The sequence below is a fragment of the Parvularcula bermudensis HTCC2503 genome, from assembly GCF_000152825.2.
GTDB classification, from domain to species: Bacteria; Pseudomonadota; Alphaproteobacteria; order Caulobacterales; family Parvularculaceae; genus Parvularcula; species Parvularcula bermudensis.
This window is the reverse complement of record NC_014414.1, coordinates 472966-496533: the sequence shown is the minus strand read 5'-3', so window position 1 is coordinate 496533 and position 23568 is coordinate 472966. Positions and strand designations below refer to the sequence as shown.

Below are 23568 nucleotides of genomic sequence, written 5' to 3'. Positions count from 1 at the left end.
TGGCGGTCTGGCTGGCGCATGATCAATTGCTGATAGTCACGGCTTGAGGTCATCTGTATCGGGCGTCGCGACTCATTTGATCGCCTTAAAGATCCGGGGGAGTATAGCTGAATTTATTGATGATCAGCTGCTCTCTTTCAGCGACCAATGCGACCGTGTCCGGATCGTAGTAATGGCTCAATTTTCGCTGTCGAGACGAGGCGTTCGTTTTCGGGAGAGATCTGATGCGTGATTGATGCTCTTCTGTGAAATCAAAGGCATGATCGTCGAGTATACGGAACATATCCGCCTCAAGGCTCTCCATTCGGATAAAGGCCTCAACGAAAGTTTGCGCAGCATCCCACTCGTCGATCTGCGGCTTTGTCGAGAGATCGTTCAGCCGCTCCTCTTCGCCCCCCCTTGTCGAGAAAAGTTTGAGATAGCGATAGGTCAACAATCCCGCGACGTGCCGTAGGGCGCAGTCGCTATACCCCTCGCCGATATCCCCTATGTAGGCTTGGTCGTGCATCATATGGAGCCAATCACGAAAAGCACCGGGATCGTCAGAATTGCGATAGACCGACTGCCACGCTCGCTCATTCTTAGGGCGCTTCAGTACCCGGATCAGTGAACTTGCAGGAGCGGTGCGCCATTTGAGGCCGCGAATGCCGGAGGACGGCATTGCTACTCTTTGTCTGAGCCCGCCATTGCCGTCGCAGCCAAAGCCCCACAGCGAAACATACCAATCCCAAGGGTTACGTATCGATCCGACGAATAGGCGACCTTCGGTAAAAAGGTCCGGCGTTGCCTGATTATGCTTGCCGGAAATTACCCCCTCGATCACCTCACTGAGGACCTTGCGGATGTGGGTACAGCCGGTCTTGTGCAACTCGATAAACACAAGGCGATCAGAAATGAACATCGAGCCTCCAAGAAAAACCCACTGATCTTTAGCGCCGGCTGAATTTCTCACCCAGCCCGGTGCAAGACCGGCACTGTGGATGCCAGAAAAATTTTGGCTTTAGAAGGCCCACCTCCTCGCTCTCACCACGGAGAGCGCCTATGGCCATCGCTGTTGCTCGTGCCGGTCGCGCCTACCCCCCCATCCCCTGCATCGGTGATTTCGCAGGGCGCACCGCCGTTGGGACAGGCGTCACTTGACCGTGCTGCCTCAGCTCTGTAATGCGCCGCTTTCTTTTCATTCATTCGCTTGGGATCGTGACATGAAAGTCCGCAGCTCACTCAAATCGCTGAAGAAACGCCACGCGGATTGCCAGGTCGTTCGCCGTAAAGGCCGGGTCTATGTCATCAACAAGACCCAACGGCGGTTCAAAGCGCGGCAGGGCTAAGCCCCTGGTCGTTCGACCATCTCTGGTGTCCGCCCTTTCCCGCGCTGGGCCAATTGTGTCCTTGGCGTGACAGGAAAGCCGCGTTACCCTGAGCGGATGAGGCTCATCTGTTTCTCGTTATTGGCGATGCTCCTATGCGCGTTCGCCCCAAGACCGTCGCTCGAACAGGCGTTTGCCGCGCTTCACCACGATCCCGCCAGTGCGGCGGAGGCGCAGAGTGAGATCGAAGACGCCTGGCGTACGGCTGATGAAACTGGGATCGATATTCTGAAGAATCGCGCTGTGGCCGCGATTGATCAGGAGCGGTTCGATCTTGCGGCCGTCCTATTGGCGAATGTGACGCAATTGGCCCCGTCCTTTAATGAGGGGTGGGTGCTCTACGGCGATGTCCTGCAACGGCAAGGTCATTTCGGTCCGGCGCGGACGGCGTTCACGCAGGCGCTCAGGGCCGAGCCGCGGGATTATCGCGCGATGGTCAAATTGGGGGAGTTGGCGCGCAGCCAGGGCCAGACCACCGAGGCGCTCGGGCACTTCCAAGATGCTTTGCGGATCCATCCCTATCTCCCCGGCCTGAAAGCGCGCCTCGACGATATTGAGCGAGATGCCTACGGTCGGGAGATCTGATGGTCCTCTTCGCTGTCCTCCTCGGTCTCGCGGCTATCCTTTTTGCGTTTTGGGAATGGGGCCGGATGTACCGCCACAGGCAAGGGACCGCCCGTAGGCCCGGACGCTTGGTTGAGACCTTGAGCGACCCGCGGGAGGCCGCGGCGATATTGCTCGTGAAGGTCGCCGCCGGTGAAGACGGGCAGGTCACGGTCGAGCAAAAACACACCATCGAGGCGTTAATGACGACAAACTTCGCCATTACTGATGATGAGGCGGAGGGCCTTTATTCCTTCGGCCGCATGGCGGTCAGTCAAATCGACGACATCGAAGGGTCGGTCCCCCGTCTTCTCAAACCGATACAGGGGCGGCTCACCCTCGAGGAGATGAAGGACCTGGTCCAAATGATGGAGGATGTGGCGGGCGAAGAGGCGGAGCGGGACGAAACGGCCCAGACTCTGATTACCAAGACCCGTAAGCGCCTCCACCTCGACAGCGTGGTGGTCGAAGGGCCATAAGGCTCGTTCCCGCCAAGGGTACGCTGTGAGGAGACGATCGCTGGACACGCCCCATCCCTTAGGTGTTTTTGCCGAAGACGACCTGGCTGCCCTCGTCGCGGCGGAGACGATTACGCTTTCTGCGCAATGCGGTGAGTGCCAGATCCAACCGGCGAGTTTCGATCTGACGTTGGGACAGCGTGCCTGGCGCATTCGGGCGGCTTTTCTCCCCGGCCCCGCGCGCTCGGTGAAGTCGTGTCTTGACGAGGGGCTTGGGCTGCATGTGCTCGACCTCACGGATGGGGCGGTGTTGGAGACGGGGTGTGTCTATCTCGTGGAATTGCGAGAGGGGCTGGCGCTGCCTCCCACTCTCTCGGCTCGGGCCAACCCGAAAAGCTCGACGGGCCGGATTGATGTTTTCGTCCGCCTCGTGACTGACGATGGCACCGCCTATGATGAGGTGCCGGCCGGCTATACCGGCCCGCTCTATGCTGAGGTCAGTCCCCGCACTTTTTCGATCGTCGTAAGGCCAGGGTCGAGCCTGAACCAGCTTCGGATACGCCATGGGGAGACGCGCCTGTCCGATGAGGCCCTGGGCGAGCGGGCCCGGCGTGAAGATCTCACAGGTCCCCGCCATCATGGGCACATTCATCAGGGGCTCTGCGTGTCAGTCGACCTCTCGGGCGATCTCGGTCCGGTGGCGGCATGGCGCGCCAAGAAGCACACCGGTCTGATCGATGTGGACCGCGTGGCCGCCCTGCGCCCTGAGGCCTATTTCGACCCCCTTCCTGTCATGCAGGATCAATTTCTGATCCTCGACCCGGGGGAGTTTTATATTTTGGCGAGTCAGGAGGAGTTACGACTTCCCGATGATCTGGCGGCGGAAATGGCGCCGATCGATGCTGATCTCGGCGCATTTCGCGTCCACTATGCGGGCTTTTTCGACCCAGGCTTCGGCCTTGAGGCGCCCAGCCGGGCGGTGCTGGAGGTCCGGGGCTATGACGCGCCTTTTTTGATCCGTCATGGGCAGACCATGGCCCGCCTCACCTTCGAGCGGCTGACCCGCCCGGTCTCGCGGCGCTATGGCGAAGCACTGAAGTCCCACTACCATGGCCAGGGGTTGCGCCTGTCGAAGCATTTCGCCGCACCCTGATCAGCGGGGCGGGGATAATTCACCCTTCAGCCTCGGCGCGTTCTCGCATAAAGCCGTCTTATGCGTCTTCTCTCTCCCCCTGCCGGTGTCACCCGCCTGACCCTTTGCGGGGTCGAGGTCTGGCTCGATCCCGCGGGGGCTTTGGTCGTTCCCGGCGAAAGCCTGGTGGTGGTGTCCGACCTGCATCTCGAAAAGGGCTCTCATTTCGCGGCGCGGGGGCAATTTCTCCCCCCCTATGATACGGCCAAGACGTTGCGGCGCGTGGCGGCGGTCGTTTCGACCTATGGTCCGGCAACGATCCTTTCCCTCGGCGACCTGTTTCACGATCCGCAGGCGGAACATCGAATGTTGGCTGAGGATGTCGCCTCCCTCCGCTCCCTGTGCGAAGGATGTGAGTGGGTGTTCGTGCTGGGCAATCACGATCCTTTGCCGCCGGCCCTGTTTAAAGGCGCCGCCCATGACGAGGTCACTGTGGGGCCCTTGCATTTCGTGCACGAGCCGGACCCAAGGCCGGGGAGTGTCGCGGGGCACCTGCATCCTTGTGCCGTGGTGGAACGTGAGGGGCGGCGGGTGCGTCGGCCATGCTTCGTGCACGATGGGGAGCGGATGATCCTGCCCGCCATGGGCGCGTTCGCCGGTGGGCTGAACGTCCTCTCCCCCGCCGTGAGGTCGGTCTTTCCCGTGGACATGGCCACGGTGCTTTGCAGTCGGGACCGAACCTATCGGGTGCCGCCCCATGCTTTACGCTCCGATATTCGTCAGGCGCCGACCGCGCAGCTCAGACGAGCCTCAGCATCGTAATCAAGAGGAATGTCATCACGGCGAGCGACAGGCGCACGCGCAATGTCAGGTACCAACTGTCCCAGTCCCGATCGATCAATTCACTGATCAAAAGGGCGCCAAAGGCGACGATAAGTGTCGCCAAGCGCCAGACATCCGAGCCGCCGTCTCCAGGCAGAAGATAGGGGGGGAGGGTTGCCGCCCAGCCGACCAATGCCGGGATCACAGCCCAGACCAGGCGCCCGGCGCGACTTTCCTTAATCGCGACGCCCCATATGGTACCTGCCATGAACGACAGAATGACGGCGCCGTAGACCAATATCCAGGAGAGGAGTGCGCCGCTGGCTTCCCCAAAAAGAGGAACCCAAGCGGCGAGGGCACCCACCGCGAAGGAGATGACCCCAAGCGCGCCAAGAAACGTGGCAAACCGCACGGTCTTGGCGGCGGTCAGATCATCGTCATCCATCGGTCATCTCCCCAGCCATCGTTCTTTTCTCATCCGAGTATAGCGGCAAACCGCTAACTGGCGAGGGCCATTGACGGGCGCTGGGGCAGGTTTTGGGGGGCTTGTTTACGAGAAAGTCGATGGGGAGAGGGGGGGGGAGAGGGGATAGGCTTTAGAAGCGGTCCTTGCGGGCTCTCACCTCGCCGAACACCTCCGCGGGGGCCGCGTTCGGGCACCCGATTGCCGCGGCGAGGGCGGGGTCATCCGCCCGAAGGAAGGGATTGGCGGCTTTCTCGTCCCCCAGCTTGATGGGCACGGTCGGCTCGTCACGGTCCCGTGCGGCGAAAATGGCCGCCGCCCGAGCGGTAAGGGCGGAATTGTCCAAGCCAAGGGACAGGGCGAACCGGGCATTCGCCGCTGAATATTCGTGGGCGCAGAACAGAACCGTGTCCTCCGGCAATGCCCGCAAGCGGCTGAGGGATTGCCACATCTGGGCAGGATCGCCTTCGAAAAGGCGCCCACAGCCAAGACTGAAAAGGGTGTCGCCGACAAAGGCGATCCCTTCTTCGGGGAAATAGAAGATCACATGCCCCTTGGTGTGCCCAGGGGTGCCGATCACCTCCACCGGGCTTTCTCCAAACGTCAAGCGGTCGCCATCCTTGATGGCTCGATCGCGCCCAGGGATGCGGTCCCCTTCTGCCTCAGGCCCGATAATCTCACACCCGAAGTGCTTTTTGAGCGCGAGATTGCCGCCCGTATGGTCGAAATGCCAGTGGGTGTTGAGAATGATGTCGAGGGACCATCCGCGCTCGGTCAAGCGCTCGGTAATAGCGGTGTGTTGCGGGGTATCGACCGTGGCGGTCAGCCCGGTTCGGGTATCGTGGAGCAAGAACCCGTAATTATCCGAAAGGCAGGGAAATTGATCGACGATCAGGGACGAAAATCGGCATTCCATAACCGGAAGGTGTGATATCTTTCCCAAATATACAATGGAGGAACGATGCGGTTAGCCGTTTCTGAGCTTGAACGGTTTTACGCAGGGCCCCTGGGGCCGGCGGTTGAGCGGAGTTTAACCGCAAAGTTCTATGAGGCCTGGGGGCAGGGCGACCGGCTGCGCATTGCCGGTTACGGCTATGCCCAGCCCTATTTGCGTCTATTCACCAAAGCCGAGCGGCTGGCCGCCCTTTGTCCGGCGGGGTCCGGGGTGCGGGCGGGCGGGCCTGTGCCGGCCGTCCTGGTCGATGATTATGCCTGGCCGCTGCCCGATGCCTCCATCGACCGGCTCTTGATCGTTCACGGCCTTGAAGAGGCGACAGACACGCGGCGATTATTGCGCGAGGTCTGGCGGGTCTTGACCGATGACGGTCTGGTGATTTTTGCGGTGGCAAACCGACGGGGTCCCTGGAGCCTTGTGGAAACGAGTCCCTTCGCGGCGGGGCGCCCTTTCTCCCGGCGGCAATTGGATCTCGCCCTCAAGGCAGCGATGTTTGCCCCCACCGCCTATGCCGCCGCGCTGCACTTTCCGCCGATCCCCAATCGCGGCTTGTTGCGGCTGGCCCCCCTTTGGGATCGGCTGGGGGATAGTCTGGATGCGCTGTCGATCGGTCGCCTGTTGCCGAATATAGCGGGGGTCAATTTGGTCGAGGCGCGCAAGACCACCTCCCTGCCCATCGGTAGCGCCCGGGCGGAGGTTCTCCGGCCGGGGTTGTTTGCGCCTGGCGGCCGATTGGATCCCAGCGGCGCTGTGGCGCGTCGCGACGAAGATGGTTCTTGACCGGAACGTGACGCGACGCGCAATCACCCCTTTATGAAAACGCCTCGCCCTCTCCCCGGAATCGCAGAGATCGCCCCCTATGTTCCCGGTAAAGGAAGCACGCATAAGGGCGTCTGGAAGCTGTCGGCCAATGAAAGTGCCCTCGGCGCCAGCCCCCTGGCGGCGGCGGCGTTCATCGATGCGGCCAAGTCAATCCATCTCTACCCTGACGGGGATGCTGCTGACCTGAAGGCGGCAATTGCCGAGGTGCATGGCTTACGCAAAGACAGGCTGACAATCGGATCAGGATCAGACGAATTGATCAGCCTGATCATCAGGGCGTATGCGGATGGGACAGATAAGGTCCTCTATAGCCGTCACGGATTTTCCTACTATCCAGTGGCGGCGGCGGCGGCGCTGGTGGGGCGGCTCGATGCGCGGGAAGCCGATCTGACGATCGATGTCGAGGCCATGATCGAGGCGGCGAATGATCCTGCGGTGAAGGTCGTGTTCATCGCCAACCCCAATAATCCCACAGGGACGTGGCTCTCATCGGTGGAGGTTCGGCGATTACGGTCGGGCCTCAGATCCGATGTTATGCTCGTTCTCGATGGCGCCTATGCGGAATATATAGATGACCATGCATACTCGGACGGCGCCGATCTTGTGACGGAAGCAGAGGCGGCGGGTGCGGATAATGTCATCATGATCAGGACATTCTCCAAGATCTATGGCCTTGGCGGTTTGCGCGTCGGGTGGGCCTATGCTCCCCTATCGGCGACCGATACGCTCAATCGACTTCGGCCGCCCTTCAATGTCGGTGGACCTTCCCTGAAGGCCGCAGAAGCGGCGGTGCGGGACCAAGCCTTCGTTGCTGAAAATAAGGCGTTTACGGATAAAGAGCGTCGCCGGGTGGCCAAGGGACTTGGCGCTCTTGGCTATAAGGTGCGGGAGACCGCCACCAATTTCGTCCTGTTCGAGGCGCCGGGCGCCACCCAAGAAGACCGCGATCGCGAAGCCCAAAGACTGATCGATCACCTGGAGACCGAGGGCGTTCTTGTTCGGAGCCCCAAATCGAGCGGGCTGATCGGCTATCTCAGGGTGACGATCGGCCCGGCCGAGGCCAATGATGATTTCCTTGCCGCGATGGCTGCCGCCACCAGGTGAGGGCGCGCAGCTCGCCTTACCTGTTGGGGGGGAGGCGCAGGAGCGGCAGGCCGTCGAGTATGTCGAGAAAGACCACGCCCTCCTCAAGCCGTAGCGGGACGCTCGCCTGGGTTTGGCCGGCGCGGAAGGTGTTGAGGGCCACCTCTGCCTGATTGAGAGTCTCGTCGGGTGCAAGATCGAACCGCCGAAGAGTGTCGATGAGGGCGCGCGGGTCACGATAGGTGAGGGTGAGGCGTCCCGACGCGGTGGCGGGATCTAGGCTCGTCACCTCGCCCTCCAGACGCAGATAGGTAACGCCGCCCTTATCTGCGGTGCCCGCAATGGCCATTTCGCCAAGGTCAAGCATCACCCCGCCGGAGGGGGTGATCTCGGCGGCGATATTGAGCCCATTGAGGATCGCGCTGGCGCCGGTCGGATCGGTAAAGCGAAGGCCGGCGGCCGTCACGACAAGGACGGTTCTGTGATCCTCCGTCGTTTGAGCATTCGTGCTGACTTGCTCCACCTTGAGCGTGCCCTCGGGGAGGGCGGCGGACAGATCCCGCGCTTCGGCGCTGAACGCGTGGGCCGCGATCCCGAGCCGAAGGGTGCCCGGTGTGACCTGCGCTTTGACCCCTCGATATTCGATCGTCTGCAGGCCCCGAGGGGCAAGGATGAGACGGTCGAGTTCCCAGGGCATGGCGATGGTGTGCAGGCGGTCCCCCGACCACCGCCACGCCTCCGGCGCGCGCCAGGAAAACCGATCCACCTGAGCCCTGAGGGAGAGGGGGAAGCCCCTGATGGACAGGTCGTCATAGGTGATCTCTCTGCCCATGGCCTGTTGGGTGGCAACAAAGGAGGCGAGTTCCCGCTTCATCATTTCCGCCCCGCGGAACCAGAGGAACGAATACCCCCCCAGCAACAGCCCCGCGACGATGAGCGGTATAATCAGAAAACGGCGCTGCGCCCGCGGCGCGGCCTCGGACGAGGGGGGGCTCTTGGTCATGGCGAAGAGGCGCTCCTTTTCGGTGCTGATCGTGGTCTTCAAGCGCCGCTGCAACTCGGCACGTTTCAGCTCGGCGGAGAGCAACGGAAGAATAGAAAGGTGGATGTGGCCCGGCTCCTTACGCGGGCCAGGGGTCAGCCAATAATGACCGGAATTATGGACCATGGGGATCACCGGCAGGTCGAGCTGACGCGCCAGGGCCGCGACCCCCGGCTGAAAGGGCACATCCTCCCCCGGCGCGGCGCGGGTCCCCTCGGGGAAAATGACGATGTGGCTCGCCCCCTTCTCAATCGCGGTGACGGCGTCAGCCAGCATTTGGCGCAGCGCATTCGCGCCGGCGGCGCGATCGATGAAGATGAACCCCAGCGACGCCGTCCATTGACCGAAAATGGGGATCGATCGCAGCTCTTTTTTCAGGACGAAAACCGGCCGGGGCAGCAAAAGCGTGAGGCGGAGGGTTTCCCACATGGACTGATGGTTGGCTGCGACGATGGCGGGGGCGATCAGTCTGTCCTTGCCCGATATCCGATCGCCGATGCCGCAAATCCCGTGGAGACCGGCCAGCAGCGTGCGCGCCCACAATTTCGCGATCGCCCAGGTCCAGGATGGCCGAACCAAGGCCGGTAGGAAGATGATCCCCATGACAAGAGTCACGACAATCATGAATAAGGTGAAGAACAGTCCGCGTAGATAGGCCATTTGAGGCCCCTAAGCCCGGTGTCGCGTCCAGGCCAGAATATACTTGATGTATTCCTCGGCCAGCACCCGCCAGGCCGACGGGGACCGCATCCAATTGGCGGAGGGCGCAGAGCGCGTGTCGACGGCAATACCGATCACCGTCAATTCCGGGGCGACCGCTTCCAATTCTAGAAGCGCCCTCGGCAAATGGAAATCCGAGGTGACAAGCAGGATCGTGTCGTAGCCGCGTCGGCGGGCCCAGTCTCTGGCCTCCAAGGCGTTGCCGATGGTCGTCCGGGCGCGCGGGCCCAAATCGACACAGCAGTGAAGACTGTCACGGACCCCCAGCCCTTCGAGGTCCTCCTTATCGACAAGGGGATGGGTGCCGGAGATCAGGACGCGATCCCCATAGCCCTGGGCGAAGAGATCGAGGCCGTGCTGGATCCGGCGTCCCGCCCCCCCGGTCAGGATAACCATGCCCGTGCGGGCATCGGCCGATAGGCTTCGTAGGGCGGCCTGCTCATTTGACGACCGCGGCAAGGCGGCAACGAACACAAAAAACCCTGCGGCACATAATAGGCCCATCAACGCCGCAATCTTCAGAACAAACCGCATGACGTCCCGTCATCTTTGTTCCCACAGCGGATCCTTGCCGGCGCGCGATGGCAATGGCGCCCAAAGACGATCGATCCTGCTGCGATCACGCAGTCCGTTCCTTCAGATAGCTGAGCGTACCGGAAGGTCGGCAATCCGCCCCACTATCCTGGTCGGCGAGGGAGGTGGGGTAGTCGCCGGTGAAGCAATGGTCGGTAAAAGCCGGCGCCTCGCCGCGGGGGCCTTTGTCCAGGGCATCATAAATGCCGTCCAGAGACAAAAAGGCGAGACTATCGGCGCCGATGGCGTCCCGCATTTGATCGATTGTGTGGGTGGCGGCCATCAATTCGTCGCGGTCGGGGGTGTCGATACCGTAATAGTCAGGCCAGACAATCGGGGGGCAGGCGATACGGAAATGAACCTCCCGTGCGCCCGCTTCGCGCAACATGGCGGTGATTTTCTTGGAGGTGGTACCGCGCACCAAGCTGTCGTCGATCAGCGTTATCCGCTTGCCGTCAACGACCCCCTTATTCGCCGACAATTTACGAGCAACCCCTAATTCCCGCATCTCTTGGGTGGGTTCGATAAAGGTCCGCCCGGCATAATGGCCGCGGATCAGCGCCATATCGTAATCAAGCCGCGCCTGGGCGGCATAGCCGATGGCCGCGGCAATCCCTGAATCGGGGATTGGGGCGACCAGATCCGCCTCCACCGGGGACTCCATGGCCAGACGCTGGCCCAATCGCTTGCGGAGGGCATAGACGCTCTGGCCATCAATAAAGCTATTGGGGCGAGCGAAATAGATCAGCTCGAAAATACACGGGCGGGGATGCGCCGGTGCGGGAAAAATCCTCACGCTTTTCACCGTCCCATCGGCAGAGCAAATCACCATCTCCCCCGGCTCGATGTCGCGCTCGAACTCAGCGCCGATCAAGTCGAAGGCGCAGGTTTCCGATGCGAGGACCGGGGCGCCGTTGAGGCGGCCAAGGACAAGGGGGCGGATGCCCACGGGATCTCGGACACCGATCAGACAATCCTGGCTGAGCACCAAGAGACCATAGGCCCCTTCGACCACGCCGAGCGCCTCTCTCACCCGATCAGTGATTTGCGGCGCGCGGCTTTGGGCGATCAATTTCAAGAACAGCTCAGAGTCGGAGGTTGTGTGAAAGATCCGTCCCTGTTGGATCAGCCGTTGGCGCAGGACCCGCGCATTGGTGAGATTGCCATTATGCGCAAGGGCGACCCCGCCAATATCGAGGTCGGCATAGAACGGTTGCACGTTGCGGCGATTGGGGGCGCCCGTGGTGGAATAGCGCGTGTGCCCGATGCCGGCCTGGCCTTCGAGCTGCTCAAGAACATGGGCTTGGGTAAAGTGCGGGATGACGAGGCCTAAATTGCGCTCGGCGTAGAATTGCTCGCCATCGAAGGTGCAGATTCCGGCGGCTTCCTGTCCACGGTGCTGTAGGGCGTGTAGCCCCATGGCGACCCGGGAGGCCGCAGGCCCATCATTTCCGATCAGCCCGAAAACGCCGCATTCTTCGTTGAGGGCGCGGGGGAGGGGGGCGCGAGGGCCGCTCGCCGCGCGTCGAGCGAAGCGGAGGGCGGCGGCCGTACGAGGGTCGGCACCTCGGTGCGAAGACATCGTCACTCCTCTCGTCTCAGCGGGCGATCCCGAGACGGATGATCAGGCCGTATCGCCATCGGTGCGAGCGGGGGAGGTCAATTCCGCGTCGAGCCCCAAGCTTTCCAACACCCCGGCGGCGCTGGCCGCGATGCCGCGAAGGGCAGAATTTGCAACCCAGCGCGGCGGATTATCCTCTGGTATGTAATTGATCACCGAAAAATATACGAGTCCCATCAAGACCCAGCCGCGCAAAATGCCGAAGATAGCGCCCCCTACCTGATCCCATTTGTGCGGGGTCGTGCCCGATAGACGGGCGATGAGAATTTCCAGCCCGATGGTCGCGGCGATAAAGCCGATCAGCCCCGATAGCCCATAGCCGAGAAGCAGCGCGAGGGTCCCCTCGCCGAACAGGCGCGCCAGCGTATCGCCAAAATAAAGGGTGCACAGCGTTCCCACCCCCAAGGCAATGAGGGTGATGAATTCCCGCAAGAGGCCGCGCAAATAGGCAAACAGGGTGGACAACCCGATGACCAGAATAATCGCAAGATCGAACAAGGTCATGGAGCGGATGTCCTCTTTTCCTTGGCGTGTAGAGTCTGACGGGGCGACCGACAACCATCTCGGCGCAAGTCCTAGTGCTTTTTCATCGCCGTGAGCAGGGCTGTGACGTCCCCCACCTCCTCCAGGGTCAGAGTGGTTTTAAGGTCGAGGCCCTGGGGAACGAGGGCGGCGGTGAAGCCGAGCTTTTCAGCCTCGCCGATACGGGTTTCGGCTTGCGGCACGGAGCGGATCGCGCCGGACAGCCCGATCTCCCCAAAGGCAACCATTTGGGGGGGAAGGGCAATATCGAGGCGAGAGGACAGAAGGGCGGTGGCCGCCGCGAGATCCGCCGCAGGTTCGCTGATCCGCAACCCTCCGGCGACATTCAAAAAGACGTCATGGCGGGCGAAATCGAGACCGGCGCGGGTATCGAGAACGGCAAGGATCATCGACAGGCGGCTCGCCTCCCATCCCACAACGGCACGACGGGGGGCGCCTAGACTTGAGGGGCTGACCAGGGCCTGCACTTCACAAAGAAGCGGCCGGGTCCCTTCTATTCCCGCAAACACAACGGACCCTGCGACCGGGTCCCCGCCCTCACCAAGAAACAAGGCCGAGGGGTTCGAGACCTCTTCGAGGCCGCGGGCGGTCATTTCGAAAACGCCAATCTCGTGCGCCGCGCCGAAACGGTTCTTCACAGCGCGCACCAAACGAAAGGCACGGCCTTTCTCGGCTTCGAAATAAAGAACCGTGTCGACAAGATGTTCGACCACTCGGGGACCGGCGAGCTGGCCGTCCTTGGTCACGTGTCCCACAAGGATCAGGATCATGTTCCGCTGCTTGGCGTGGCGGACGAGTTCCTGGGCACAGGCTCTCACCTGCGTAACGGTACCCGGCGCCGCGGGCAGGGTGTCTGTCCATAGCGTCTGTATGGAATCGATAATGACGGCGCCGGGGGTTTCATCCTTCAGGGTTTGGAGGATGTCTCTGAGGGCCGTGCCGGTGGCGAGGCGTGCTGCGGTCTGTTGAAGGCCGAGGCGTTCTGCCCGCATACGGATTTGTCCTGATGCCTCTTCGCCGGAGATGTAGAGGGTGTCGGTGCCCTGCGCTGCGAGCCCGGCCGCCAATTGCAACAGGAGCGTGGACTTCCCGACGCCGGGGTCGCCCCCGATAAGCAATGCGGCCCCGGGGACCAGCCCGCCCCCGACCGCCCGGTCGAATTCGGCGTTCTTTGTCGAGAGCCGGGGGAGGGGGGCGGCCTCGCCGATCATGCCCTCAACCGTCAGGGCACGGCCTTTTGTCCCTCCGCTCTTGGCCCCCACACTTCCCGGAGGGGCATCGCTGAGTTCGATGTCAATCGTGTTCCATGATCCGCAGGCATCGCAACGGCCTGCCCATTTGGCATAAACCGCCCCGCAGGATTGGCAGACATAAGATTCTGTCGAGCGCGCCATCATCGTCTCCTCACCGCCTCTTCATGGCGCTGTTTCGCCGCGGCGCGAAGCCCCCCCATGGCGCCGCGACCCTGTCTTTACCGCGCTCAAAAGTGAAGATCGTGGAGATCATAGTAAACAACAGAATAAATTGCCTTTTACCTGATATTTATAGGGAAATGGTGATGTCGACCGAAGGTTAATCGGCGTTTGCCGTGTCAATTTACTGGTAAGGGATGTAAATAATGTCTGTTGAGTTTGATCATGGAATGATCGGCGACGCTGAAAAGATCGTGTCACCCGAGGAAATGTATCGTCTTGGCATTGCGGCCTCGACCCCCGGCGAAGATCGCCAGACCGATCTTGTGACGGCGCATAAATGGTTCAACCTGGCGGCCATGTCCGGCAATCAGGTGGCGAAGGAATACCGTCAGCAATTGACCCTGGAAATGTCCGGCCGCCAAATTGCCGAAGCGCAGCGTAAAGCGCGCGAATGGCTCGCTTCCCGTCGTGCGGCAATGACCGCCGCCTAAGACGCGGCGGCCGGTTTATGGTCAATCCGGCCGGTCTGGTCTAAGCCCCAACCTCAACCGCCCGTTAAGGGGGGGAGGGCTGTGCGGTGAAGATCTCCCATCTATTATCGATGATTGTTTGCGCGGTAGGTCTGGTTTCGGCCTGCTCTACGCCGCCGCGCGAAACGCAACCGACCTCGCTTCCTGCGGGGGACCGACCTTCCGCCCCTGGGGTGTCCGGCGAGATCGATCCGCTGGTCCTCGAATTTCGGCGACTCGTGGCGGAAACCGATCCGTTTTCAATCGCCGCCCCTCTTCCTTATTCGCCGCGCCTGCCGGCCCTCGATGATAACGCCCTGACCCGTCGGTCAGAACGCCTGGCACGCCTTCGGGGACAGATCCGCGATCTTCCGCCGCCGCTTTTAACCAAAGAGGCGCAGTGGAAGCGCGAAGCTTTGCTCGTCGAACTCGATCGTCGGGGCGATCGCCTCCTCACAACCCCTTCTTTTTTGATATTAGGCCCAACGAGCGGCCCGGATCTGGTCGTGACTCAATTGCCGGACCTGTTGCCGTTTACCAGTGCGGCAGACTATCGGGTCTATTTTGCCTTGCTTCGCGACACGCCTCGCTTTCTGCGGGAGGCCCAGGGTCGTCTGGACGCCCGTCGCCAGGCGGTGACCGCCCAGCCCTGTCTGTCGCTCTATGGGGTCGAGGCCAGGCTTGCGACGTTCAGCGAGCTTGAGCAAATCGAAACCATCCTTATGCGTCCATTTACGCCGCCCGCACCGGCCCTCGGTGAACGGCAGGCCGCGCAATTACGGGCGGAGGCCGCCGCGATTATCGCGCAGGATGTCGGCCCCGCCCTGGCCGAATTTCGTCGCTATGTCGAAACCACGATCACGCCGACCTGTCAGCCGGGGGAGGATCTGCGGCTGGCGGGCCTCGATCTTGCCGCCTATCAGGGGCGCCTCGGTGACGCCTATGGGGCGCCCATCTCTCCGGCGGAGGCTTATGGCTGGGGACTTGCGCGGATCGGCGATCTGCGTGCCGACCTTACGGCCCGGGTCCTGCCGCTTGGCTATGGGAGCCTGCCGGCCTATCAGGCCGGTCGGGATCGTTTGGCGGCGGATGGCTTTCCGCTCGACTCGGCGATCGCCCTTCTCTCCGCCATCACGCCCGCCCTCAGCCGCGAGTTCCTTGCCCTGCCGGAGGCGCGTCTCGGTATTGGGCCGATGGCGCCGGGGGTTCCGGCGGCGGGGCGGCTCGCCGTCTACAGCCCTGCTTCGCCGGATGGGAGACGGCCGGCAGTTCTTTGGCTGGCGGCGAATAATGATCAGCCATGGGTGCGAGAGGATATTCCCGCCCTGATTTTCCATAATGCCGCTCCGGGTCAGCACTTCGCCTACACCGCGGTTCTCGCCGGGCACGGCGGCCAAAGCTTTATCGTCGACCAGCCGGCCTTTTTTGAGGGCTGGGGGCTCTATGCCACAGGGCTCGGGGCGGCCTTTGACCTCGACAACGCTGGACGCACACAGATCAGTAGCGTCAGCCATGAGTTACTGCTGGTCTCGCAAATGGTGGTGGATCTGGGTCTCCACATCGATGGATGGACCCCCGACCGCGCCCGCGACTATCTGATGGATGTCAACGGCCTTTCCCGCGAAAGGGCGATGGCGATGGTGGCCGATATTGTCGCCCGTCCCGGACGTGCGGCGGCCCCTGTGTTGGGCGCCCGGCGGCTGCGCGAGGAACGCGCGGCGGCGGCGGCGGCCTTGGGGCCGGCCTTCGATGAGGCGGCTTTTCATCAGCAGATCTTTGCGCTGGGTCCTCTACCGATGTCGGTGCTGTCTCGTGCCCTTACGGCCTGGCGTCTTGAGGGCGGCAGGCCGCCCATTCCAGAAGCGAGGCCGGACCGGCCATTTACGCCGGACGCTGAGGAAATATCCGACTCTGAACCTCGCTGGCAAACCCGTCGAGGAATTGGTCGTGGGTCTCGACTGGAAACCGGTCCATGACCTGTCCCTCATATCCATAGCCAATGGCCAGCGCCCCCGGCCCCTCAGTTCTGAGGGCCGACAATGTGCGGTCGTAATAGCCCCCCCCATGGCCAAGGCGGGCCCCGTCGGGGCGGACCGCCAAGAGGGGCGTGACGATAATTTGCGGCAAGCGTTTGGGGCTGTCCGCTGGCGGCACGGGGATACCGAAACGGCCCTCGACCAGCGGGCGGTCGATCTCCCACAAGCGAAACTCAAGCGGCGCGTCCTGCGCCGTCACCACCGGCAAGAGAATGGCGTGACCGCGTTCGGAGAGCCGTTTGGCAAGGGGGGCGGTGTCGAGTTCCTGTCCCTTGGGGGCGTAAAGAGCGATGGCCGAGGGCTGGTCCGGTGCGAAATCCTTCATGAAATGAGAGGCCGCCGCGTCGGGGGCTGAGGAGGACGCGCTTTGGGCCGCCTCGTGACGGGCCTTAAGGGCGCGTTTGCGGAAAAGCCCCTTCCAATCAATCGATACAATGGCGGTTTCAGCGTCCAGGGACCGGTCCTCCGACTCTCATGCCTCGTTTCTCATGCCTCGTTGGGGCCCCTCATCGAGGGGTGTCCCCCGGGGGGGCAGGCTCTTCCCCCAAAATCGCCGCACCGGCCGTCGGACGGTATTGTCGCCCTGGACCCGAAGGACCAGGTGGGCACCGCGTGATGGAGACCACGATCTCCGCCAGAGGCAGTTCCCGAACTTGAATGTAAGGCCCCGGGGACGTGATCCTAACGGGCCGGGCAGCTTTTCAAAGGTAGAGTGCTCGGAGGGGAGCGCAAGAGGCGAGGGGTCGCCCCTTCCGTGGAGGTGAGGGGAACAGGCCGAGATTTTAGGGGTCGGGGAGATCCAGGGTCGCCGCCAACGCCTCGATTTCGTCGGCGGCGCGATCCAGCACCGCCACCGCTTCGGTAATCGCCGCCTCGGTTTTTTCATCGCGCCGGTCGAATAATTCTTCGCACACGCGCAGCCCGGCGAGAATGAGGAGGCGTTTTTCCGCCGTGCGCCCAATCTCTTTCGCTAAGACTTCAACATGGTCGTTGAAATAGGCCGCGAGCGCTCTGACGCGCTCTTCCTCACCTGGTCCGCAGCCAAGGGTATATCCCTGGCCGTTGATTGTGATTCGAACGTCAGGCACGGTCGCTTCCCTCTTTCGGAGGCGGATCGACCGTGCCTGATTCTTCGGGAGAAATCACCGCGCTCAAGGCTGTTTCGACTTCCGCCAGCCAGTCTTCGATCCGCCGTAATTCAAGGTGTAAGCTGACCTCTTTGAGGCGCGAGGCGCTCGATTGCTTAAGAGAGCTGTCCAAACGAACGAGGGCACGGTCCAAGCGGGAGGACGCACGGCGCAGCTCGATCAATGATGACATGAGGGGAGCCTAAGGGAAGTTTTTCCGCTCTGTCCAGAACGGACGGCAGCCGGATCGGGCGAGCGTCTTGATCTTCCCCGATACTAAGGGCAGACACGCCCGCAATCTTGACGGCTTAGCCCGGGTAGGTGCGCGTGTCCCATTCCCCTTCATCGGTGTCCCATGATCGCATGGCGGCGGCCTTGTCGGTGCTTGCCGCCGACGCGGTCGAGGCGGCAAAGTCCGGTCACCCCGGCATGCCGATGGGTATGGCCGACGTGGCGACGGTGTTATTCACAAAACATATGGTCTTCGATGCCGGCGCGCCGGATTGGCCGGACCGGGACAGATTTGTCCTCTCGGCCGGTCACGGATCGATGCTGCTTTACGGGCTGCTCCATCTGCTTGGCTATGAGGACATGACCCTCGAAGAGATAAAGCAGTTCCGTCAGATCGGGGCCAAGACCGCCGGTCACCCTGAATATGGTCACGCCAAGGGCATCGAAACCACCACGGGCCCGCTTGGCCAGGGGCTTGCCAATGCCGTCGGCATGGCGATTGCCGAGGCGCATCTGGCGGCCCGCTTCGGCGCCGATCTGGTCAATCATTATACGTATGTTATTGCCGGCGATGGCTGCTTGATGGAAGGGATCTCTCAGGAAGCGTTGAGCCTTGCGGGGCATTTGCGGCTCAACAAGCTGATCGTTCTATGGGACGACAATGGGATCACGATCGATGGGAAAGTCTCGGTGGCCGATCGCACCGATCAATTGGCGCGGTTCAAGGCATCGGGCTGGGCGACCCTGTCCTGTGACGGTCATGACCCGGACGCGATCGATGCGGCCCTGACCGAGGCCAAGAGCCTCGACGCCCCCGTGTTGATTGCGTGTAAGACGACCATCGGTCGCGGGGCCCCACAAAAAGCTGGGACCGCCGGGATCCACGGCGCTCCTCTGGGGGCGGATGAGTTGGCGGGGCTGCGCAAGGCGCTCTCTTGGGAGGACGATCCTTTTGTGGTGCCGGACGATATTGTCGGGGCCTGGCGCGCGGCGGGTACGAAGGGGCGGGCGGCCCGTAGCGAATGGGAAGCGCGGCTCGAGGCGAATGGACAGAAAGAGGCGCTGACGGCGCTGTTTTCCGGCGACACGTCATCGGCCCAGGCCGCGGTTCTCGACTACGCCGCTCGGTTGACGACGGAAGACGCAAAGCCCGTGGCGACCCGTAAGGCCTCCCAAAACGTCCTTGAGGTGATCAATGAGACGACCACCCTCACCATGGGCGGCTCGGCCGACCTGACCGGGTCGAACAACACAAAGACCGGGGCGACCTCGCCTTTCACCGCCGATAGTCCGGCGGGCCGATACCTGCATTATGGCATTCGAGAGCACGCCATGGCCGCCGCCATGAACGGCATGGCGCTGCATGGCGGGGTCCTCCCCTATGGCGGCACCTTTCTGGTCTTTTCCGATTATATGCGCGGGGCCATGCGGCTGTCGGCCTTGATGGGGATCCAGGTCATTTATGTCCTGACTCACGATTCCATTGGCCTTGGGGAAGACGGCCCGACCCACCAGCCCGTCGAGCATCTGGCGAGTCTCCGGGCGATGCCGAATATGACGGTCCTGCGGCCCGCCGATGCGGTGGAAACCGCCGAGGCGTGGGCCGTGGCGCTTGGTCACCGAACGGGGCCCACGGCGCTTGCGCTGACCCGGCAGAATTTGCCGCTCCTGCGTGGGGAGGCGGGGGGCGAGAACCGCACGGCCAGGGGTGGATATGTGCTGGCCGAGGCGGCGGGCGCCGCAGCGACGATCATCGCCACCGGTTCCGAAGTTGAGATCGCCGTCGACGCCGCCAAGCAGCTTGAGGCGGAGGGGCACGCCATTCGCATAGTCTCCATGCCGTCCGTTGACCTTTTTGCATCGCAAGATGAAACTTATCAGCAGCAGGTCCTCGGGACGGCGCCCCGCGTCGCGGTGGAGGCGGGCGTTGCCCAGGGCTGGGATCGCTGGCTCTTCGCCTTTGGTGGCCGGGGGGCGTTTGTGGGGATGGATAGCTTTGGGGCCAGTGGCCCCTATAAGGACTTGTATCAACATTTCGGCCTGACGGCCGAACGGGTGGCGGAAACGGTCCGCGCCCTTGTGAAGAGGGAAGACGCATGACGGTAAAAGTCGGTATCAATGGTTTCGGTAGGATCGGACGCTTGGCGCTCCGGTCGATGTTGGAGCACGGACGCACAGATATCGAAGTCGTGGCGATCAACGATCTCGGTCCTGTCGAGACGAACGCGCACCTCCTTCAATATGACAGTGTTCATGGGCGGTTGCCGATGACGGTGTCCACCGGCGACGGCAAACTCACCGTCGACGGGAAGTCCATCGCGGTATTCGCCGAGCGTGATCCCAAGGCGTTGCCTTGGGGGGATCACGGGGTCGACGTGGTGATGGAATGCACGGGCATTTTCACCGATCGCGACAAAGCGGCGCAGCATTTGGCGGCCGGGGCGAAACGGGTCCTGATCTCTGCGCCGGGCAAGGATGCCGACAAGACCATCGTGTACGGCGTTAACCACGATGTCCTGACCGCCGACGACCATGTCGTCTCCAACGCGTCCTGCACCACCAATTGTCTGTCGCCGGTTGCCAAGGTGCTTAATGATGCGATCGGGATCGAAAAGGGGATGATGACCACCATCCACTCCTACACCGGCGATCAGCCGACGCTCGATACGATGCACAAGGATCTTTATCGGGCCCGGGCGGCGGCGATGTCGATGATCCCCACCTCGACCGGCGCGGCCAAGGCGGTGGGGCTCGTGCTGCCGGAACTGAACGGCAAGCTCGATGGCTTTGCGATGCGGGTGCCGACGCCCAATGTGTCTGTGGTCGACCTTAAATTCATCGCCGCGCGCGACACCTCGGTGGAGGAAATCAACGCCGCCATTCGTGAGGCGGCTGACGGGCCGATGAAGGGCATTCTTGGATATACCTTGGTCAAGAATGTCTCCACCGACTTCAACCATGACAGTCATTCGTCGATCTTCCACATGGATCAGACCAAGGTCATGGACGGCTCATTGGTCTCGGTGCTGAGCTGGTACGACAATGAGTGGGGCTTCTCCACCCGCATGGCCGACACCGCTCTCGCCATGGCGAAATTCATCTAAACTGACTACGGGGGCTGCGGCCCCCGTTTCTATGTCTCAAGCTTGCGGATTAGTGGCGGTAAGGAGGGCGCATGGCGGCGTTCAAGACCTTGGATGATCTCGATGTCGGCGGAAAACGCGTTCTGGTGCGCGTCGATTTCAATGTCCCTATGGATGGAGATCGGGTCAGCGATACGACACGGCTGGAGCGGGCCGTGCCGACCGTCCGGGAGCTTGTTGATCGCAAGGCGCGGGTGATCCTGCTGTCGCATTTTGGACGGCCGAAGGGCGCGCGGGTGCCTGAGATGAGCCTGCGTCCCGTCGCCGACGCTTTCGCCGGGGTGCTGGGGCGTCCGGTGAGCTTTGTGGAGGAGAGCCGCGGAGAAATTGCCGAACGGGCGGTGGCGGGGCTCGCCGATGGCGATGTCCTCTTGCTTGAAAATACGCGATTTGAAGCGGGCGAAGAAAAGAACGCGGCCGATTACGCTGACGATCTGGCCAAGCTCGGCGATTTTTACGTGAATGATGCCTTTTCTGCGGCGCACCGCGCTCACGCGTCGACTGAGGGCATCGCCCAACGCCTGCCCAGCGCGGCGGGGCGGTCCATGCAGCGCGAACTCGACTATCTCGCTTTGGCCCTTGCCGCGCCCAAACGCCCTGTCATGGCTGTGGTCGGCGGGGCAAAAGTCTCGACCAAACTCGATGTCCTCGAAAACTTGATCGAGAAAGCCGACAAGCTGGTGGTCGGCGGCGGGATGGCGAACACCTTTCTGCTCGCCAAGGGGATGGACATTGGCAAATCCTTGGCCGAGCCGGATCTTGCGGCGACGGCCCGGTCGATCGCCGACAAGGCGGCGGCGCAGGGATGTGCCCTCCTGCTGCCAAAGGATGTGGTGGTGGCGAAGGAATTCGCCCCCAATCCCGACACTCGGGTCTGCGCACCGGACGATGTGGCGGCGGATGAAATGATCCTCGATGTCGGGCCGGAGAGTGTGGATCAGTACGCCGCCGAGCTCGAAGGCTGCGCCACGCTCCTCTGGAATGGGCCCTTGGGGGCGTTCGAAACACCGCCTTTCCACACGGCGACGGTGGAGCTCGCGAAATTCGGTGCCAAGCTGAGCGTTGCGGGCGCCTTGACGTCGATTGCCGGCGGCGGGGACACTGTGGCGGCCCTCAATGTGGCGCAGGCGGCTGAAGATTTTACCTATGTGTCGACGGCGGGCGGCGCGTTCCTTGAATTTATCGAAGGTAAGACATTGCCGGGCGTTGCCGCTCTCGAAACGAGCGCGGCATCATCGGCATGACCGATTGAGGGGATTTATTGCTATGACTGACACCGAAATGAAAACCCAGGCCGCTGAAAAGGATGGTTTCATCGCCGCCCTCGACCAATCCGGCGGTTCGACACCCAAGGCGCTGAAGCTCTACGGGATCGATGAGGGGGCCTACGCCAATGATGAGGAGATGTTCGGCCTCATCCATGAGATGCGGGCCCGGATTATCAAATCTCCCGCCTTCAATGGCGACAAGGTGATGGGGGCCATCCTGTTCGAGCGCACGATGGATGGCGAGATCGATGGGACGCCAACAGCGGAATATCTGTGGAAGAGCCGCGGTGTCGTTCCGTTCCTCAAGGTCGATAAAGGATTGGCCGAGCCGGAAAATGGCGTGAAGCTGATGAAGCCGATGCCTGACCTCGACGCCCTGCTGGAGCGGGCTGTGGCGAAGGGGATTTTCGGCACCAAAATGCGGTCTGTGATCGATGCGGCGGACGAGACCGGGATCGAAGCGATCGTTGCTCAGCAATTTGAGGTGGCGAAACAAATCCTCGGCCATGGTCTGATGCCGATCATCGAGCCTGAAGTGACGATCACCATCGCCGATAAAGCGGCGGCTGAAGACCTCCTTCTCAAAGCGATCACCAAGCATCTCGACACGTTGGAAAAGGGTCAGCAGGTGATGCTGAAACTCTCCCTGCCCAGCAAGGCCAATCACTATAAGTCGCTTGTCGATCATCCTTTGGTCCTACGGGTCGTCGCCCTTTCCGGCGGCTATTCTCGCGAAGAAGCGAATGCGAAACTGGCGGAGAACACAGGCGTGATCGCGAGCTTCTCCCGGGCGCTGACCGAGGGGCTCTCGGCCCAGCAGGACGATGCGGCGTTCGACGCGACCCTGGCGAAGACGATCGACAGCATCTACGAGGCGTCGAAAGCTGGATAAGTCAGTCAGATGAGGCGCTCCTTATTGGCGCCTCATTCTTTCCCTTGGGTCGGCGAAACCGCTTCGATAGAAAGGCGTTATGGCCGATCGCGCGCTTTACCTCATTACGCCGAATTTCAGTGACAGCGCGGCGTTTTGTTCCGAGCTGGATGCCGCCCTGAGGGCCGCCGCGAAGGACGATATTCCCGTTGCCTGCGTGCAATTGCGGCTCAAAGAGAAGTCCGATGAGGTCATCCTCGCGGCCGCCACCGCGGTGCGCGAGGTCACGGCGGCCCATGGGGTGGCGTTTCTCGTCAATGACCGCGCCGATCTGGCCGCGCGCCTTAGCGCGGATGGGGTGCATCTTGGCCAGCAGGACGGCGATATCGGTGAGGCTCGGCGCCTTTTAGGGGAGGAAGCTGACATCGGTGTCACTTGCCATGCGAGCCGACACCTGGCGATGATCGCCGCGGAGGAGGGCGCCGATTATGTGGCATTCGGGGCGTTCTATCCCAGCGAAACGAAGGATAGCCAATATCGGGCTGAGCTCTCATTGGTTGAGGATTGGACGTTGATGACCACCATGCCCTGTGTGGCGATCGGCGGTCTTACGGCTGAAAATAGTGCACCGGTTCTGGCGGCGGGGGCCGATTACCTCGCTGTTTGTGGCGCAGTTTTTGCGCATCCCGAAGGCGCGGCGGCGGGCATACGGAAATTTGCGCCGCTTTTCGGTCACGCGTAAGGCGGCTAAAAGAATATAGGGT

The 23568-nt window shown here is 62.1% G+C and carries 25 protein-coding genes and 1 other RNA gene; 14 read left to right on the top strand and 12 right to left on the bottom strand.

From position 1 onward, the window contains the following. Positions 1 to 85 precede the first annotated feature (85 nt). On the bottom strand, positions 86 to 901 hold the full coding sequence (locus tag PB2503_RS02380) for a hypothetical protein (protein ID WP_013299620.1): 816 nt from the start codon (positions 899 to 901) through the stop codon (positions 86 to 88). A gap of 301 nt (positions 902 to 1202) precedes the next feature. Between PB2503_RS02380 and ykgO the strand changes: the two genes are divergently transcribed. The 5 genes from ykgO to pdeM all read left to right on the top strand — a co-directional run bounded on the left by ykgO (position 1203) and on the right by pdeM (position 4382). Beyond that, entirely contained in the window at positions 1203 to 1328 is a 126-nt protein-coding gene (ykgO, locus tag PB2503_RS02375; RefSeq protein WP_013299619.1) for a type B 50S ribosomal protein L36, read from the top strand. Between the two features lie 126 nt (positions 1329 to 1454). Beyond that, positions 1455 to 1952: a tetratricopeptide repeat protein gene (locus PB2503_RS02370; protein WP_041534863.1), complete on the top strand. Its 498-nt coding sequence runs from the start codon at positions 1455 to 1457 to the stop codon at positions 1950 to 1952. Then, entirely contained in the window at positions 1952 to 2449 is a 498-nt protein-coding gene (locus PB2503_RS02365; protein WP_013299617.1) for a TerB family tellurite resistance protein, read from the top strand. Before PB2503_RS02370 ends, PB2503_RS02365 begins: the two co-directional genes overlap by 1 nt. A 25-nt stretch (positions 2450 to 2474) precedes the next feature. Continuing rightward, positions 2475 to 3581: a 2'-deoxycytidine 5'-triphosphate deaminase gene (locus PB2503_RS02360; protein ID WP_013299616.1), complete on the top strand. Its 1107-nt coding sequence runs from the start codon at positions 2475 to 2477 to the stop codon at positions 3579 to 3581. A 60-nt stretch (positions 3582 to 3641) separates the two neighbouring features. After that, positions 3642 to 4382 carry a ligase-associated DNA damage response endonuclease PdeM gene (gene pdeM, locus PB2503_RS02355; protein ID WP_013299615.1) on the top strand — a complete coding sequence of 247 codons (741 nt, stop codon included), beginning with the start codon at positions 3642 to 3644 and terminating at the stop codon, positions 4380 to 4382. On the opposite strand, the gene PB2503_RS13695 is transcribed toward pdeM, so the two are convergent. Together PB2503_RS13695 and gloB are read right to left on the bottom strand one after the other, a co-directional pair. Further along, a complete protein-coding gene (locus PB2503_RS13695) occupies positions 4360 to 4827 on the bottom strand; it encodes a DUF3429 domain-containing protein (RefSeq protein WP_013299614.1) in 468 nt (155 codons plus the stop codon). The genes pdeM and PB2503_RS13695 overlap by 23 nt on opposite strands. 151 nt (positions 4828 to 4978) lie before the next feature. Beyond that, positions 4979 to 5761, bottom strand: a complete 783-nt coding sequence (gloB, locus tag PB2503_RS02345) for a hydroxyacylglutathione hydrolase (protein ID WP_013299613.1) — start codon at positions 5759 to 5761, stop codon at positions 4979 to 4981. A 45-nt stretch (positions 5762 to 5806) separates the two neighbouring features. Here gloB and PB2503_RS02340 point away from each other — a divergent pair, with 45 nt between their 5' ends. Beyond that, complete coding sequence (locus tag PB2503_RS02340) at positions 5807 to 6580, top strand: class I SAM-dependent methyltransferase (protein WP_013299612.1); 774 nt, start codon at positions 5807 to 5809, stop codon at positions 6578 to 6580. A 33-nt stretch (positions 6581 to 6613) separates the two neighbouring features. Then, positions 6614 to 7726, top strand: a complete 1113-nt coding sequence (locus PB2503_RS02335; RefSeq protein WP_013299611.1) for a pyridoxal phosphate-dependent aminotransferase — start codon at positions 6614 to 6616, stop codon at positions 7724 to 7726. A 16-nt stretch (positions 7727 to 7742) separates the two neighbouring features. Here the strand turns inward: PB2503_RS02335 and PB2503_RS13690 are convergent, their stop codons facing one another. The 5 genes from PB2503_RS13690 to radA all read right to left on the bottom strand — a co-directional run bounded on the left by PB2503_RS13690 (position 7743) and on the right by radA (position 13598). Further along, positions 7743 to 9407 (bottom strand): DUF2125 domain-containing protein, encoded by a 1665-nt coding sequence (locus PB2503_RS13690; RefSeq protein ID WP_013299610.1) that lies wholly within the window; start codon positions 9405 to 9407, stop codon positions 7743 to 7745. 9 nt (positions 9408 to 9416) lie between these two features. Next, positions 9417 to 10001, bottom strand: coding sequence for a YdcF family protein (locus PB2503_RS02325; RefSeq protein ID WP_013299609.1), 585 nt, complete (start codon positions 9999 to 10001; stop codon positions 9417 to 9419). 85 nt (positions 10002 to 10086) lie between these two features. Further along, positions 10087 to 11622, bottom strand: coding sequence for an amidophosphoribosyltransferase (purF, locus tag PB2503_RS02320; protein ID WP_013299608.1), 1536 nt, complete (start codon positions 11620 to 11622; stop codon positions 10087 to 10089). 42 nt (positions 11623 to 11664) lie between these two features. Continuing rightward, positions 11665 to 12165: a CvpA family protein gene (locus tag PB2503_RS02315; RefSeq protein ID WP_013299607.1), complete on the bottom strand. Its 501-nt coding sequence runs from the start codon at positions 12163 to 12165 to the stop codon at positions 11665 to 11667. Between the two features lie 71 nt (positions 12166 to 12236). Beyond that, on the bottom strand, positions 12237 to 13598 hold the full coding sequence (radA, locus tag PB2503_RS02310; RefSeq protein ID WP_013299606.1) for a DNA repair protein RadA: 1362 nt from the start codon (positions 13596 to 13598) through the stop codon (positions 12237 to 12239). Positions 13599 to 13822: 224 nt separating this feature from the next. Between radA and PB2503_RS02305 the strand changes: the two genes are divergently transcribed. Both PB2503_RS02305 and PB2503_RS02300 read left to right on the top strand, forming a co-directional pair. Beyond that, a complete protein-coding gene (locus PB2503_RS02305) occupies positions 13823 to 14110 on the top strand; it encodes a hypothetical protein (RefSeq protein ID WP_013299605.1) in 288 nt (95 codons plus the stop codon). An 86-nt stretch (positions 14111 to 14196) separates the two neighbouring features. Next, positions 14197 to 16104: a DUF885 family protein gene (locus PB2503_RS02300; protein ID WP_041534862.1), complete on the top strand. Its 1908-nt coding sequence runs from the start codon at positions 14197 to 14199 to the stop codon at positions 16102 to 16104. On the opposite strand, the gene PB2503_RS14235 is transcribed toward PB2503_RS02300, so the two are convergent. The 4 genes from PB2503_RS14235 to PB2503_RS02280 form a co-directional block, all read right to left on the bottom strand. After that, a complete protein-coding gene (locus PB2503_RS14235) occupies positions 16010 to 16591 on the bottom strand; it encodes a 5-formyltetrahydrofolate cyclo-ligase (protein WP_238525815.1) in 582 nt (193 codons plus the stop codon). The genes PB2503_RS02300 and PB2503_RS14235 overlap by 95 nt on opposite strands. A 119-nt stretch (positions 16592 to 16710) precedes the next feature. Next, positions 16711 to 16867: non-coding RNA, 6S RNA (gene ssrS, locus PB2503_RS14230), on the bottom strand. A 79-nt stretch (positions 16868 to 16946) separates the two neighbouring features. Further along, positions 16947 to 17252, bottom strand: a complete 306-nt coding sequence (locus tag PB2503_RS02285) for a cell division protein ZapA (protein WP_013299601.1) — start codon at positions 17250 to 17252, stop codon at positions 16947 to 16949. Then, positions 17245 to 17484, bottom strand: coding sequence for a hypothetical protein (locus tag PB2503_RS02280; protein ID WP_013299600.1), 240 nt, complete (start codon positions 17482 to 17484; stop codon positions 17245 to 17247). The genes PB2503_RS02285 and PB2503_RS02280 overlap by 8 nt, the downstream gene beginning before the upstream one ends. A gap of 170 nt (positions 17485 to 17654) precedes the next feature. Between PB2503_RS02280 and tkt the strand changes: the two genes are divergently transcribed. The 5 genes from tkt (at position 17655) to thiE (ending at position 23546) form a co-directional block, all read left to right on the top strand. After that, the gene (gene tkt / locus PB2503_RS02275; RefSeq protein WP_013299599.1) at positions 17655 to 19622 is read left to right on the top strand and encodes a transketolase; all 1968 of its coding nucleotides are present in this window, start codon (positions 17655 to 17657) and stop codon (positions 19620 to 19622) included. Then, positions 19619 to 20626 carry a type I glyceraldehyde-3-phosphate dehydrogenase gene (gene gap, locus PB2503_RS02270; protein ID WP_013299598.1) on the top strand — a complete coding sequence of 336 codons (1008 nt, stop codon included), beginning with the start codon at positions 19619 to 19621 and terminating at the stop codon, positions 20624 to 20626. The genes tkt and gap overlap by 4 nt, the downstream gene beginning before the upstream one ends. Before the next feature lie 71 nt (positions 20627 to 20697). Next, positions 20698 to 21909 (top strand): phosphoglycerate kinase, encoded by a 1212-nt coding sequence (locus PB2503_RS02265; protein WP_013299597.1) that lies wholly within the window; start codon positions 20698 to 20700, stop codon positions 21907 to 21909. Positions 21910 to 21931: 22 nt separating this feature from the next. After that, positions 21932 to 22825 (top strand): fructose bisphosphate aldolase, encoded by an 894-nt coding sequence (locus PB2503_RS02260; RefSeq protein ID WP_013299596.1) that lies wholly within the window; start codon positions 21932 to 21934, stop codon positions 22823 to 22825. Between the two features lie 79 nt (positions 22826 to 22904). Then, on the top strand, positions 22905 to 23546 hold the full coding sequence (thiE, locus tag PB2503_RS02255; protein ID WP_013299595.1) for a thiamine phosphate synthase: 642 nt from the start codon (positions 22905 to 22907) through the stop codon (positions 23544 to 23546). The last annotated feature ends 22 nt before the right edge of the window (positions 23547 to 23568 follow it).